This window comes from Pontibacter rufus (assembly GCF_015694705.1).
GTDB lineage: Bacteria > Bacteroidota > Bacteroidia > Cytophagales > Hymenobacteraceae > Pontibacter > Pontibacter rufus.
On the sequence record NZ_JADQDR010000003.1, the window covers coordinates 118,872 to 133,806 of the forward strand.

A 14,935-nucleotide genomic window follows, 5' to 3' on the forward strand; every position below is an offset into this window, starting at 1 on the left:
TTCCTAAGATCACAAAAAGTCCTGTGTCCTGATACTTGTATCCTTAAAAAAGCAATCATGATAAAAAAAATATATAGTACCTTGTTTCTGGCGGTAGCGCTGGTGTATGTGGCGCCGGCACAATCGTTGAATACTCCGCCACCGGCCGGCCCGGCCCCCAAAATTGAGTTGGGCAAGTATGAAAGCTTTCAACTAAAAAACGGCCTGAAAGTATACGTGGTCGAAAACCACAAGCAACCCGTGGTATCAATGCAATTGGTGCTGGACCGTGACCCAATTCTGGAAGGCGACAAGGCCGGTTACGTGCAGGCTGCCGGCCAGATGATGCGTACCGGCACCACCAGCCGCAGCAAAGACCAGTTTGACGAGCAGGTAGACTTTATTGGTGCGGATTTAGGCTTTTCTTCTACCGGTTTCAGCGCCTCCTCACTTAAAAAGCACCTGCCCACCCTGCTCGACCTGACCGCCGATGCCCTGCTGCACCCGAAGTTTACGCAGGAAGAGCTGGATAAAGTAAAGAAGCAACTTCAGGCCGGACTCGCACAGTCGAAGGACGATCCGGATGCCATTGCCAGCCAGACACGCAACATGCTCTTGTATGGCAAAAATCACCCTTATGGCGAGCTGATGACGGAACAAACCGTGGATAACATCAAGCTGGAGGACATCCAGAACTACTACAACACTTACTACAAACCCAACATCGGCTACCTGGCAGTGGTTGGCGACGTGACGCCAAGAGAGATAAAGAAAATGCTGAAGAAATCTCTTAAAAGCTGGAAAGCCGGTGAAGTGAAAGAGATGAAGTATGAGCTGCCACAGCAGCCAAAGCAAACGCAGGTGGTAATGGTAGACAGGCCGAGTGCAGTGCAGACAGTGCTGTCGTTTACGAATGCTGCCGGTTTAGAACCGGGCGCTCCGGATGCAGTGGCCGCACAGCTGATGAACAACATTTTAGGAGGCAGCAGCGATGCCCGCCTGTTCAAAAACCTGCGCGAAGCACACGGTTATACCTATGGTGCTTATTCTTCTCTTTCTTCGGATGAGATCCTGGGCCGCTTCAATGCCTATGCCAACGTGCGCAACGCCGTTACCGACAGCGCCGCTATGCAGTTTATGAACGAGTTGACAAAAATCCGCCAGGAGCAGGTAAGCGACCAGGAACTGAAAAACGCAAAAGCGTATCTGACTGGCAGCTTCGCCCGTGGCCTGGAAAATCCGGCTACCGTGGCTGTTTACGCCATCAACACAGCCCGCTACAACTTGCCGGAAGATTATTATGCCAATTACCTCAAGAAAGTAGATGCCGTGTCTACAACTGATGTGCAGCGCGTAGCTCAAAAGTATGTCGAGCCCAACGCCATGTATATCGTAGCTGTGGGCAATGCCGGCGAAGTAGCCGGCAAGCTGCTGCCGTTCGACAAAGACGATAACAGTATAACCTACTACAGCGCCACCGGCGAGAAAGTGGATCGTGCCGCCATGGGCGTGCCGGCTGGAATAACAGCAGATCAGGTGCTCGACAATTACATCAAAGCCATAGGTGGCAAAGCCAGCATCGAAAAAGTAAAAGATCTTTCCATTACCAGCAATGCCACAATTCAGGGTATGCAACTGGTGTTTACAAAGCAGCAGAAAGGCGACGACAAGTTTGCTGTGCAGGTATTGATGAACAACAACCCGATGCAGCGCGTGATCATCAACGGCGACAAAGGCAAAATAGAATCGCCGATGCAGGGCATCAACAAGGAGATAACCAAAGAAGAACTGGCCGCACAGAAGCTGGAAGCTAACACTTTCTCGGTGCTGCAGTACGACAAACTGGGCATCAAATCCAAACTAACCGGCCTCGACAAGGTAGATGGCAAGGATGCTTACGTGATAGAAGTAACAATGCCGAACGGCCAGAAAACCATGCAGTATTTCGCTAAAGATTCCGGTTTGCTGCTGAAAGAAGTAAACAGCCTGGAATCACCGCAGGGCGTAATTACGCAAACCAAAAACTACAGCAACTACAAAGAGGTAAACGGCGTGAAGTTCCCCTACCTGGTTGAGATTTCGATGGGGCCGCAGCAGATTAAAACCGAAGTGCAGACCGTTGAAGTAAACAAAGGCATCAGCGACGATGTGTTTAAACTGTAGTTTTTTAGACGCTAGACGCTAGATAGTAGACGTTATATTTAAGATTTATACTTTGTTATTAAAACAAAAGAAGCGGCTGACTCAAATGAGTCAGCCGCTTCTTTTGTTTATACTTTACCTTTATCCTGCCGCTGGCGCAAGTTTTTAAACTTGTGTCCTAACCATGATGTGAAGTCTGCGACTTTACTGAAGCTAAAAGCTTCAAATTATAGTTGCTTGCCTTTCTATTGTTGTGAATTGTTTCTCTGGCAGCTTATACTTCAGCAATTCAGCAAATTAGTTCAGAATAGCTATCAATCGAGTGAGATTTTACCTTAGAAAACAGGCTCGCGCCACTATAATAAGAAAACCAATGCAACCCATCTGCCGCAAAAGGCATCTTCTATACAAACTGCCCTGGCAACCCTCAACGTCTTATCAAAACCTTCATCCAAAAGCACCTAACCTCATGCACAAAGCTGTTATTGCCAAACTAACGTTTGTACTATTCCTGTTGTTCACTGTCACACTAGCCCATGCCCAAACTCCCACCATTCAGGGAGTAGTCAGGAGCGAATCAAAGGAAGCTATACCTTTTGTGAACATTGGCATCAAAAAGAAGGGCGTGGGCGCCGCAGCAGATGCGAACGGGAATTTTACACTGAAACTTGGAAATGAATTCCTGGATGATACGCTCACTTTTTCTGCCATAGGGTACCAGGAGCTTTCTATGCCGGTAAAGGCTATTGTAATGGATAAGACGCGTGAATTTATACTTGAAGAAAAGTCCACTGCACTACGCGAAGTTCTTGTGCTAAGCAAAAAGCCTGAAATCCGGAAGCTTGGCGTAAAGTATAAACTGCCTTTTATCATGGGCACGGCACAAACCAGAAACAACAACGACATATCAGAGCTGGCGCAGCTGATAAACATCGATGGCAAAAGCGCCGAACTACTATCGGCTAGCGTTTATCTGAAAAGCACGAAGGCTGATTCCGCTACGTTCAGGATTAACTTTTACAAAAATGCAGGCGGACAGCCGGGGCAGCGCCTCGTTGAGAAAAGCATCATAAAGCGCCTCCCGTTAAGCAATGGATGGGTAGCAGTAGACCTGCAACCATACGGAATTTTTGTAGCCGATGATTTCTTTATCGGTTTTGAGTATTTACCGGACAGCCGCAACACAGAGAAATTCCTGTTCTTCTATGGTGCAGTGTTGGGCGGCAGTATCTATGCCCGGAACGTTAGTTTAGGCGAGTGGCGAACAACAGCAGGCGGCAGGCTTTCCGCTTACGTAACGGTAAGGCAGTAGTGTTAATCTTGCTTCCTACAAGATAGTGGAGGAGACGCGAAATGTTGCGTCTCTACGTGGGCCCGCAAGAGATTTTAGGTTATTTTCATATAGCACCTGATGCAGCTGTCCGGCTTTATGATACCAAGCGGTCGTCTGGCTGGCGACGAAGGTGTGGCGGTATACTTGCTCAACAGAAATCAGGCTTCCCGTAACTAAATGCGCTTTTATGCGTCTATTGCCTGTTCTTCTGATACAACCAACCCATCTTTCAGGCGCAGCACTTTTGTAACACATGCCGGGATCTCATCCTGATAATGAGTTACATAAACCAGGGTAGTAGGGCTATGGGCGCAAATGGCGTCCAGTAGCTGCTTAAACTGTTGCTGCTGGTGCTGGTCCAGTCCCTGGCAAGGCTCATCCAGGATCAGTAAGGCCGGGTTTTTAACAAGCGCCCTGGCCAGCAGACACAACCTTTGGGTGCTGGCGGACACATTCCGGAGCCGCTGGTTTGCAGCTTCCTGTTCAATGCCTAAAAGCTTCATCCAGCGCAAGGCTATACCTGCATTTTCAGGTTCGCTTTGCCGGAAGAGGCCGAGTGTATCGTAAAAGCCGGATTCCACAGTTTCCAGGCAGGTGCTGCCGTAAGGGAAATACTGGTACAACTCCGGCGAAACAAAACCGATCCTTTTTTTGATGTCCCAGATGCTTTCGCCACTGCCTCGCCTGCGGTCGAAAAGCGTAATTTTATTGGCATAGGATTGGGGGTTATCGCCATTAATGAGACTTAACAAAGTAGTTTTACCCGCTCCGTTATGCCCCAGCAGCGCCCACCGTTCTCCCTGCCGGATGCGCCAGTTTACTTTGTCCAGCACCTGCTTATCACCGTACCTGATCGATACATCTTCCATCCCGACGATAGTATCAAACCGGGCCGGAGCGTTTAAAGAAAGCAAGGCCTGCAGTTCTTCCTCATCAGGAGAAACTACAGATGATACTTTTACCTGCGCAGGTTCAAAATCGCTTTTCGGCAGCATACTTACAATTTCTCTTTGCTTCAACATTGCCACATGGGTGATAGCATCTGGAATCTCGACAGGAGAGGTTGCCATAATCACGGTAATGCCGGAGCCTGCGATGTCGCTGATGATGCGGTTAAGTTCTATCCGGGTATGCACATCCAGGCCCGTAAATGGATTATCGAGCAGCAGCAGGCGCGGGTTCTTCAGCAGAGCGGCGGCAATCAAAAGCCTTTTTGTCTCACCGTTCGACAGTTTAATCAGTTGCTTGTCCAGCAAATTATCCAGCTCAAAAGTATGTATCGTTTTGTCGTAGTTCCAGAAAGGCGCTGCTGTGCCCAGGGCGGGGGTTGCTGTGGCAGACAGAAACGATGCTACCGTCGGGGCATCTTCCGAATCGGAGGAATTGTAACGCTGCTGATAATAGAAGTCGGTGGTGTTCGACAGGTTTTTGAAGTTGTGCTTTTGCGATACCTCCGCTAACAGGTTACGGTAAGTGAAGAAGGCATCGTGCTCCGGATGTTGCCGGAGATATTCCTGGTAATAATGATGGTGTATGCTTCCGTTTACCACGTTGTAGCTGCCTGCTATAGTTTGAAGCAAGCCGGATTTGCCTGAACCGCTTTCTCCCACCAAAGCCCAATGCTCGCCCTCATTTACCTGAAAGTTCAGGTTTGTGAACAGCATTTGGTTTAAATAACGGACGGTGATGTTTTCGAGAGAGAGGAGAGGATGCGCGCCGGGCATAATTTAGCCAAAGTGATGTTTATACCTCAAGTTTAATCATACTTAGGCAGGAATTCAACCAATCGCTTCAGTTCTTTATCTAAAGCTTAGGATGGTTTTAAATTAATCAGGTGTTTCCCTTAATATTTACTTTCTATTTCAGCAGAACACATCTCAGCATTTCTTAAGAGAAGCGGCAATTAGCATCTGAAAACAACCCTGCTGCGGACACCTTTATCCAAAAGTGCACTTTACACCATCCGCTTAAAATAATTTCCCCTGTACCGGCTGCACAATCTTTTTGGGTGGCTTTACAGCAAGGCTGCATACTTTGTTAAGTTGATTGATGAAGTAGGCAGCCAGTTCGGGCGAGGCTGTATTATCGGGCTCATGCACAAAGAAGTATAGCTGGCGCAGGCCATTCTCAAACCATTCTTTCAGGCGCTCTACCCAGGCATCGATGCGGGTATAGTCTGTCGGGTGCAGGCCGTTACCTACAAAGCGAATCATAGCAGAGGGCGTGGTGAGGCGCATGTGCAGCACGTCGCGGCGGCCGGCCACATCGGTTAGCACCGTGCCCATACTATACTTTTCCAGCAGTTCAAACAGCTCCAGCGAAGCCACGTTATCCACAAACCAGTCAGGGTGGCGCAGTTCTATCGTGATAGGTATGGTTTCAGGAATAAAACGGACGAAATGCTCTAAATCGGGTAGATGACGCGGCCCGAAGCTGGGCGGGAGTTGCAGAAACGAATCTCCCAGTTTTTCCTCCAGCCCGGCAATGGCCTCACAAAAAGCTGCCGTTATACCTTGCGTGCTGCGCAGAGCAGACTCGTGGCTGATGAGTTGCGGAAATTTGGGGCAGAACAGGAAGCCCTGCGGCACGCTCTGCCGCCAGCGGTCGATGGTAGCCGGATCGGGAATATGGTAATGGGTGCTGTTGAGCTCGATGGTGTTGAACTGCCTGCCATACCACAGCAATGCCTCTTTGCCGGGCATTCTGGCCGGATAATATTCGCCCTCCCATGCTTTGTTTACCCATACCGGCAACCCGACATGCACATCCGGCCTGGCATCGTTCTTAAAGCGGCGCAGCAGCGGCAATGTGTCGGGGTGGTCGGGGGGCAGCGTAAAGTCTACGCGGCTGATGTCTGCCAGCTTTCCGAAATCCATAATCTATACGTTAATTTTTACCGGTATACGACCAGGTTCCTGCAAAGTAAAATCCGGCGCCGGCTGCAAGTCCCAATGCCCCCGGCCATTGCCAGAAACAACTTAAATTTACGCTGTTTTACTTTTCGCCACTAAATTTTTTATTGATTTTTTATACGCTGTGCTTTCCCCTTGAGGCAGTTAAAAATAAGGCTTTATATACTTTAAAAGCACCTTTCTGCAATATCTGACTTACAGCACCTGCAGCCTGTGAGCCTGTATCCCCCCACACCCAGAACACAATATTAGCGTAAAAGGGCTCGTTTTTAAAAAAATCTGTACCTTTGCAGCTTCACCAACTATTAACTGTATGTTTATTAATAGAAAGTGCTTCATTTTTTCAGTGATCATTTCCTTATTTATCGGTTTAAGCCAACCAGTATCCGCGCAAACCGAAGGCACCCAAAAAGGGAAAGCCTCCTGGTATGGCAGCAAGTATCATGGCCGAAAAACCAGCAGCGGCGAGCGCTATGACAAGCATGCCATGACTGCCGCACACAAAACACTGCCTTTCGGAACAAAGGTAAAAGTTACCAACCTCGCCAACAACGAAACCGTTATTGTACGCATCAACGACAGAGGCCCGTTTGTAGGCAACCGCATCATTGATGTATCAGAAGCAGCAGCCCGCAAGCTCGAAATAAGAGGCCAGGGCACCGGTCTTGTGAAGATAGAGGTATTAGACACTCCTTCCGAGATTGCATCGGCCGAAGGATTTAAGTTCAACATCACCGAGTTTGCTGATTATGGCGCCGCTTTAGAGGCGAATCAGGACTTTACGGCAAAGAACGGCTAAAAGCCTCGGTGAAAGAGGCGGGCACATCCTCTTGTATTTCAACAAAAATCGCAGCGTCTGCTAAAGGCGCTGCGATTTTTGCGTTTATACCTGCCCGGAAGCTGACAGCCAAACCGGTTGTGGCAGGCAAGTATGATATGGTATTGTACACTAAGAACTTCTCTGCATAGGGTTAAAAGCCAAAGTGCAGGATATTAGTAGTAATGCCCTTCGGTAAAATCGCGCACCTCTGCCTCTAAATCTTTGGCCATGCGCCCCAGGAATTGTATGGCTTTCTGCTTATCCTTTACCCTGATTAAAAGCGCCTTTGTGCCGTCAGCGAATTTTATAAATCCATCGAAGGTGATAGCAACGTTATCGAACCTGGCATACCTGGTCTGGGTTTCCGTGATGTGCCTGTTCTTTTTCAGGAAGAGAAAGTCTACACCCGGGTAAGGCTCTTCTCTGCCGAAAGTTTTCCCGGCCAGGCAAACACCTACCCTGTAAACGCCTCTGTATAAATCAAATTCGATGCACTTGTGTATCAAAAGAGGGAGTAACCCAATAACCAGCAGGAGCAAAGCCAGCAGGGGGTGTGGACGAAACAGATACGCCACAGCCAGCACAACCACAATGCCCACCATTTTTGGCCCCGGCCCCAGCGAGTCGCTTATTCTGTAGTGCAGCCGTGTTGGTTTCATGCAGGGGCAAGTTAATGTTTCAGAGGCACTTAGTTATGCTCCTGCCCGGCCATTTAGCGAAAAAAAATGCATTACATACGCACCCTGAAAATCACAAGAATACAAGGCCGCATCCGCTAAAGTCATTTAGGAAGCAGCTCTCAGATGGCTTTAGCAACCTAATCATACTTAGCGTAAAATCTTAAACTCGGTGCGGCGGTTTTCCTGGTGCTCTTCTTCGGAGCAATTTACGCCGTCTTTGCAGCGGTTGAGCAGCTTGGTTTCGCCGTAGCCTTTGGCCGTGAGCCTGTCGCGGTCGATGCCTTTGGAGATGATGTACATCACTGCTGACTGTGCTCTGAGCTGCGACAGCATCTCGTTGTAGCGATCGCTCATGCGGCTGTCGGTATGGGAACTCAGTTCAATGCGGATATCGGGATTATCTTTTAACGTTTGCACCAGCTTGTCCAGCTCTCTGGCTGCTGCTGGACTTATGTCTGCTTTGTCTACATCGTAATAGATGTTCTCTACCACAATAGGCTTGTTTGGCGTATCGCGGTTAAACACCATTTCTACTTTCACCGAATCCGTGTTGAAGCGGCAATCCGGCACCATGCTCAGTGTCTGGGTCAGGTATTTGGGCTTGGTGCCTTTAATGGTATAGTTGGTGGCAGCTTTCACCGGAAAAGTGAAGTTGCCGTTCTGGTCTGAGTATACTTCTATGGGCTTGCTGCTGCCTTCCTCAAACAATTGCAGCAGTACCTGCGCCACCGGTATCTCTTTTTTCTTTACAGTTCCATCCTGCGCCAGCCGCTCTACCGTGCGGCCTGTGAGGGTGCATGGTACTTTTACTTCCTTAAAGGAAAAGATGTCATCAAAACCGTCGCGCCCCATGCGCCCCGAAGACAACAAGCCGCTCTTGCCGTCGGCATGCATCAATATACCAAAATCATCATGCGAGGTGTTGAGCGGATATTTGAGATTTTCTACGCCAGTCCAGGCTTTGTGGCTGCCGGTAGCTTTAAAAATATCGAGGCTGCCCATACCCAGGTGCCCGTCCGAAGAAAAGTATAAATTACCATCCTCGCCTATACTCGGGAAGCTCTCGCGCCCGCTGGTATTAATCACGTTTCCGGCGTTAACAGGCTTGCCCCAGCTGCCGTCTTTCTGGCGCTCGCAGTAGTAAATATCCGTTTCGCCCAGGCCGCCCGGCATATCCGACACAAAGTATAGCACCTGCCCGTCTGCCGTCAGGGCCGGGTGCCCGATGGAGTACGCAGAGGTGTTGTTATACTTAAATGGCTTTACGTTTTCCCATTTGTCGCCTTTGCGCTCTGCTATATAAATACCGAGGCGGTTGGTGTGGGTACCGGCTTCGCTGCCTTTAAACCAGCTCGTCGGGTCAGGACTGGATTTGCTGCTGCGCTTTACTACGTGCGTGCGGGTAAAGTATAGGGCCTGCTCTTTTTCGAGGTAATCACCGGGGCCGTTGTGGTAAGCGGTGTTCACAGACGGCGGCAGCGGCTCCGGGTTTGCCCAGGTGCTGTCGGTTGCGGATTTAGCAAAGTATAGCTGTATGTAGCCGTTGCCTGTCCAGCCGTAGCGCTCCTCCGTCTGCTGCTCTTTGGCGCTGAGCCTGTCGGAGGCAAACAGCAAACCGTCAGGCAGCTTCACCGGACTGAAATCTGCCCCATCGGAGTTCAGGGTACTGACTTTTGCTATTTCGTAAGGCTTGGCTTCTTTCACCCAAACTATTGCCGTGTCGCAGGATGCGGCCATCTTTTGCGCCAGCGCAGCCTGCTGTGGCACTTTGCGCCCATATTCCTGAAACAACTGCCTGGCCTTTTCATAATTGCCGTTCCGCTTTGCCGACTCAGCATATAAGTATAGATTGGAAGGGTCGGCGCTCGGGAAAGTGATTACCTGCGCATACCAGAACTCTGCCTGCTCGCTGTTGTTCATGATGCGGTAGCTGTCGGCGATGCGCTGCACCACCGTCAGGTTAGGTTCGCCGTTCTCCAGGATAGCTTTGTAGGCAGCCAGCGCCTGTGTAAACTCGAAGTTGTTGAAGTATTTATCTGCCTGCTTCATGTCCTGCGCCTGCACGGCAGCAGCCATCCGCAGCATTCCTGTCAGCAAAAGCAAAGCAAGTATAAACCGTAATTTCATGGTAAGTATAAAGGCAAAATCAAATGAAGTATAAATAGGAATCTGTGTTGGGTATAAAGTTCTCATTTCTGATGGTTTTATACTTTGTAGGTAACACCCTGGCTTCATAGAGAAGCTCTTAACAAATTCAGATTTTAAAGATTTATAGTTAGCTTTTCGCCTCGCCGGCTAGGCCTTACTTTTCTTCTTGATAAGAAAAAGAGAGGGCCCCTACCCCCGTAAGCAAAAGAATCAAGACGCTTCAAACTCGCTGAACGCTCGAAGAGTGAAGCGTCGTTAAGTGCACCTGGCAACCTTTTATCTGTTTTAGCCTTCTTTCGCTTTAGTTTTTTTTGTGAACAAGTCATGTTTTATTTTGTCCGGCTGCACCAGGCCCGGGTATACTTATAAGTTCCGGGGGGTGAGGATGCGGCCGTGTTGCTTTTTAAAGAACGAATAACCCACCGACACCTCGTGGCTGGAATAATTGTTGAGCCTGGAGAGGCTGATATCGTAGGCATATCCCACCCGTAGCCGGGGCGTGGCATACACCTGCGCCATCAGGGCCACGGCGTCGCGCTTGCCCAGTTGCTTCATCTCCAGGTTGGTGAACATGGGCAAAGCCGTGCGGTACGATGCGCCCACCCAGAAGCGTTCGTGCAACAGCAAAAAAGCGTTCAGGTCAACGTTGGTGGGGCTCTTAAAATCTTCTTTCAGCAGGATGCTTGGTTTCAGACGTATGGTATGGCCCAGGTCAAACATATACCCGGTAGACAAAAAGTACTGGCGCCGCGGCGTTACCACCAGCAGGTTACCGGTTTTGTAAGGGATGAGGCTGGCGGCGGTAAAACCGGCATAAAAGCGCTCTGTGTTAAAGAAAACGCCGATTTTTGCATCCGGTAATATCTGGGATTCCATACCTTCAGGCACGGCCACATCGGGTAGGCTGCTGCCCGCCTGCAGTTTGGTGCCGTCCAGCACGTACTGCACCGCACCGGCCGAGATACCCAGCGCCAGCTTTGAAAAATGGCTTGTAGCAATCCGCACCGACACATCCGCATACACACCCGACTGCCGCTGCGCGCCCAGCACATCGTTGATAATATGCGCTCCCCAGCCCAGGCGCGGGTTACTGGTGGGGCCGTCTACGCTTATACTTTGCGTGGTGGGTGCGCCCTCCAGTCCTGTCCACTGGTTGCGGTAGGTGGCATTGATGTTCAGGATTTCTTTGCTGCCTGCGTAGGCCGGGTTAATCACCAGTTCGTTGAAGATGTACTGCGAATATTGGGGCGCCTGCTGCGCGGCAACTGTTTGTGCCAGCAACATGCCCAGCAACATCCAAAAGCTCCGTATCGTTATTGCCTTTCTTCTCATCACCTTACAATCGTTACATAGCCTTTATATGCTTTTTCTATGCCGTCGCACCCCGTGACACGGGCAATATAGTAGTAAGTTCCTTCGCTCAGGTTGCCGCCGTCCCAGTCGTTCTGGTAAGCCTGGCTGCTGTATACTTCGGTGCCCCAGCGGTTCAGCACCGTCAGCGCCCTGGCGGAGTAGTTGCCCAGGTTCTGGATTACCCAGGCATCGTTGTTGCCGTCGCCGTTCGGGGAAAATACATTCGGGAAGAAAAGCGCAGTGCCGCCGAGGCGGGCATCCGGCACCAGCGTTACCAGGTCACTCTGGCAGGTACCATTGTCTGCCACCACCGAAATGCTGCCGTTAGCCTGGCCGGGCGTTACCGTAATTTTGCTGGTGCCCTGCCCCGAAGAAATCTCCCAGCCATCGGGTACCGCCCAGGTATAGGTTTTCGCGCCGGCTACAGGCGCCACTTCGTAAGCCAGCCCGGTACAGGCTGAACTCAAATCCATTATGTCGCCTAATTGCACCAATGGTTGCGCCGTTACCTGCAGGGCTACGCCTGAACTGGTACCGCAACCGTTGCCGGCCACCACTGCCACTTCGCCGCTCTTGCTGCCGGCCACCACTGTAATTGTTGCTGTGCCCTGCCCCGATGTAATTTCCCATCCTTCGGGCACGGCCCATGTATAAAAAGAAGCAAATGCCACCGTATCTATAGTATAGCTTAGCGTGCGACCGGTGCATACATCCGGTTCCCCCTGTATCATGGCCGGCGCGGCGGGTATGCCCGTTACCGGTTCTACATTCAGTTCTGTTGCCGGCCCCTCACCGCAGGCTGTTACTGCTTTTACTTTGATGGTGCCTCCTGTTGCGGCAGGCAGCACCTCGATAGCCGCTGTACCATCACCTGAAACAATCTCCCATCCTTCCGGCAACTCCCACACATAACTATCTACATTTGGCAGGGGCGCTACACTGTATGCCGTGCTGCCACCGCTGCAGGGGTCTTCGGGGCCGATAGTGATTTCGGGCGCTGCCGGCAGTTGCTGCGGCGCTACCGGCAGCGCTTTTACCGGGCCCTGCCCGCAACTGTTGCTGGCGTATACCTTTATCTCGCCTGCCGCTGTTCCGGCTGTTACCGTGATGTTGGTTGTGCCCTGGCCCGCCGTGATTTTCCAGCCCTCGGGAACTTCCCAGGTATAGGCAGCCGCACCCGTAACCGGCTCAATGCTGAATACCAGACCAGGCGTGTTCTGGCAGAAAGAACTGGCGGGTATTTTAATATCGCCCGGCGCTGCGGGAGCTGTCTGTGTAACGATAATTGCTTTCTGTACCGCGCTGGTTACGCCGCAGGCGTTGATAGCCACAACTGATATACTTGTTCCCGAAGCACCGGCATCAAATATGACATCTGTCGTGTTCTCTCCTGATACAATGGTCCAGCCCGGTGCTTCCCAGCGGTAAGAACTGGCGCCCGATACCGGTTTTATAGAATAAGAAACATTCTTTTGACCGGCGCATACAGCGCCCGGCCCGCTGATGGCCTCGGGCGTGGGTGGTGGTGATGGTACCAGCTTTACTGCAATGTCTGCCGTAGCAGTAAGCTGGCAACTGTTGGCTACTGTTACGCTGATGGTACCTTCTTTTGTTCCTGCGGTTACGGTTACCTTGTCGGTGCCCTGCCCCGAAGCAATCGCCCAGCCATCCGGCACTTTCCAGCTATATGTTGCCCCTGCAATGGCTGCTATACTATAAATATTGCCTTCTGACCCCTCACATACATTAACTTCGCCACCTATTTCGGGCTTTGCCGGCGCAGTTACCTGCGGGTATACCGGCAGCTTTACAGCCTCTCCTTCCCCACAGGCATTCAGTGCTTTTACGGAAATATCTCCGCTGGTTGTGCCCGCTGTTACAGTTATATCAGCGCCATCGGTTGCCCCCTGAATTTTCCATCCCTCAGGCACTGTCCAGGCATAGCTCGCCGCCCCGTCAAGTGGCGCTGTTGTGTAGGTAAGTGTTGCGCCTGCGCAGGGGTATTGCTCTCCCTGGATGGGCGACGTAATAAGAGGCTTGCCGGAAGCAGAAACAACATCGAAGATTCTCTCAGGCCCCTGTCCGCAGGTATTGCCCACGGCCAGCTTTATCTGACCTGAAGCGCCTGCTTTGTTAACGACGGCGGTTTCAGGCTTATCCGGGTCAATTGTTACATCCCAGCCTTCCGGGAAGGTCCAGGTATAAAATGATGCCCCCGGCACTGCCGTTATACTATAAGTATAAGACTGGCCACGGCATACAACAGACGGCCCCGTAATCTCGCCTGCCGTATCCGGCACTACACAGAAGAAGATATTTGCAAAGTTGTTGGACTGATTACTGTCTACGCCTGCGCCGGCTACCGATACATTGGCTAAGGCGTTGCTTGCCACCTTTGCCGTTGTTATCACCGTGAGGGTTGCCTTTGCCCCATTTGCCAAGCTGCCTATATTCCAGGCGCCGCTGCTGGTCGTGTTATCGGGGGTTGGGCTCAGCAGGGCCGTTCCTTTGGTAGCACTGCTGCTTTTGATTACGCCGGCCAGCAAAATGTTCACTTTTATACCGGTTTCGTCTTTAAGGCCCAAGTTCTCGACAGTTATCGTATAGGTAATGTCGTCTCCCAGCCCATGTATATCCGGGGCGATGCTGCCGGCGCTCTTTTGCAGCGTTATTTTGAGATCCGCAGAAGTAGCATCGGCAATAACTACGGGGAAAGGCATCGTAGACTTACCGGCAGAAGACAGGTCCGGAGAAGCTTTAATATTTGCGGCACGTGCTGCACCCCATTGGGCAGTTGCCAGCAGGAACACAGCATAAAAGCATACTACCGGGAGTATAACTTTCCCTAAAAAGCTTCGCATTAAAAGATAAAGTATAAATTGACTGTATTAAATTGCTTTCTCTGAAATTCGGGGAACATCACATGCTGTAGTTTATGCAGAATCAATCCTTTATGTACTTTTTGTATACCCCTTCTGCTCCTTATCCATATTGCCATACTTAAAAAGTCATACCTGCCAAGTATAAGAATGCCTTTATTCAGGCTTACAGTGATGCTGGTATCTAAATTTTAACAAATAATTATACCATCCAAATTTTACTTAAAAATTTAAACTTTTTCATTTACAAGCACCATTATAATATTCATAAATTTATATGTATTAGCGCTGTGCTGAATTTTATATTTATGGATTTTACGTGACGAGGAAAGCGTCTGAAATTATACTTTAAGCAGATAGGCAGCATAAGTTTCCGCAAACAATGCAAAGCATATACATGTAAATCTCAGCTATTAATGTATAAAGTATACTTTACCGCAGGAAGATGAAGGAGACGCAAAGAATTGCGCTTCATGAGGTTACCGGAATTCCCCGCAATAAATACGGAACTGGCATTCCGGAAGCAGTCCGGGATCTGCGTCTTTCCGGATGATAAAGCGGGCAGTGTAATTCTGTTCTGTTACTTCGCCACATCCTTTCCATGCTATACTATAGCCCAGCATAAGTATAAGCACACCAGGTATAAACAAAAGAGAACCGCCATAACAAGTACAGCGGTTCTCTTTATA

General features: G+C 50.1%; 10 protein-coding genes. 3 read left to right on the plus strand and 7 right to left on the minus strand.

What is annotated here, in order from left to right; all coding sequences use genetic code 11:
* The first annotated feature begins 57 nt into the window (after nt 1-57).
* Nucleotides 58-2,142, plus strand: a complete 2,085-nt coding sequence (locus tag I2I11_RS06680) for an insulinase family protein (RefSeq protein WP_196266910.1) — start codon at nt 58-60, stop codon at nt 2,140-2,142.
* Nucleotides 2,143-2,590: 448 nt separating this feature from the next.
* Entirely contained in the window at nt 2,591-3,433 is an 843-nt protein-coding gene (locus tag I2I11_RS06685; protein WP_196266911.1) for a carboxypeptidase-like regulatory domain-containing protein, read from the plus strand.
* A 206-nt stretch (nt 3,434-3,639) separates the two neighbouring features.
* On the opposite strand, the gene I2I11_RS06690 is transcribed toward I2I11_RS06685, so the two are convergent.
* Together I2I11_RS06690 and I2I11_RS06695 are read right to left on the minus strand one after the other, a co-directional pair.
* Nucleotides 3,640-5,118 (minus strand): ATP-binding cassette domain-containing protein, encoded by a 1,479-nt coding sequence (locus I2I11_RS06690; protein ID WP_230679945.1) that lies wholly within the window; start codon nt 5,116-5,118, stop codon nt 3,640-3,642.
* Between the two features lie 303 nt (nt 5,119-5,421).
* Nucleotides 5,422-6,330, minus strand: coding sequence for a DUF72 domain-containing protein (locus I2I11_RS06695; RefSeq protein WP_196266913.1), 909 nt, complete (start codon nt 6,328-6,330; stop codon nt 5,422-5,424).
* Between the two features lie 382 nt (nt 6,331-6,712).
* On the opposite strand from I2I11_RS06695, the gene I2I11_RS06700 reads away from it, so the two are divergent.
* The gene (locus I2I11_RS06700; RefSeq protein ID WP_370582934.1) at nt 6,713-7,165 is read left to right on the plus strand and encodes a septal ring lytic transglycosylase RlpA family protein; all 453 of its coding nucleotides are present in this window, start codon (nt 6,713-6,715) and stop codon (nt 7,163-7,165) included.
* A 194-nt stretch (nt 7,166-7,359) separates the two neighbouring features.
* Here the strand turns inward: I2I11_RS06700 and I2I11_RS06705 are convergent, their stop codons facing one another.
* From I2I11_RS06705 to I2I11_RS06725, 5 genes are all read right to left on the minus strand, one after another.
* The gene (locus tag I2I11_RS06705) at nt 7,360-7,845 is read right to left on the minus strand and encodes a hypothetical protein (RefSeq protein WP_196266915.1); all 486 of its coding nucleotides are present in this window, start codon (nt 7,843-7,845) and stop codon (nt 7,360-7,362) included.
* Nucleotides 7,846-8,013: 168 nt separating this feature from the next.
* The gene (locus I2I11_RS06710; protein ID WP_230679946.1) at nt 8,014-10,059 is read right to left on the minus strand and encodes an OmpA family protein; all 2,046 of its coding nucleotides are present in this window, start codon (nt 10,057-10,059) and stop codon (nt 8,014-8,016) included.
* Between the two features lie 318 nt (nt 10,060-10,377).
* A complete protein-coding gene (locus I2I11_RS06715; protein WP_230679947.1) occupies nt 10,378-11,346 on the minus strand; it encodes a PorP/SprF family type IX secretion system membrane protein in 969 nt (322 codons plus the stop codon).
* Complete coding sequence (locus tag I2I11_RS06720; RefSeq protein WP_196266916.1) at nt 11,346-14,228, minus strand: T9SS type B sorting domain-containing protein; 2,883 nt, start codon at nt 14,226-14,228, stop codon at nt 11,346-11,348. The genes I2I11_RS06715 and I2I11_RS06720 overlap by 1 nt, the downstream gene beginning before the upstream one ends.
* A gap of 497 nt (nt 14,229-14,725) precedes the next feature.
* The gene (locus tag I2I11_RS06725; protein ID WP_196266917.1) at nt 14,726-14,881 is read right to left on the minus strand and encodes a hypothetical protein; all 156 of its coding nucleotides are present in this window, start codon (nt 14,879-14,881) and stop codon (nt 14,726-14,728) included.
* Between the last annotated feature and the right edge of the window lie 54 nt (nt 14,882-14,935).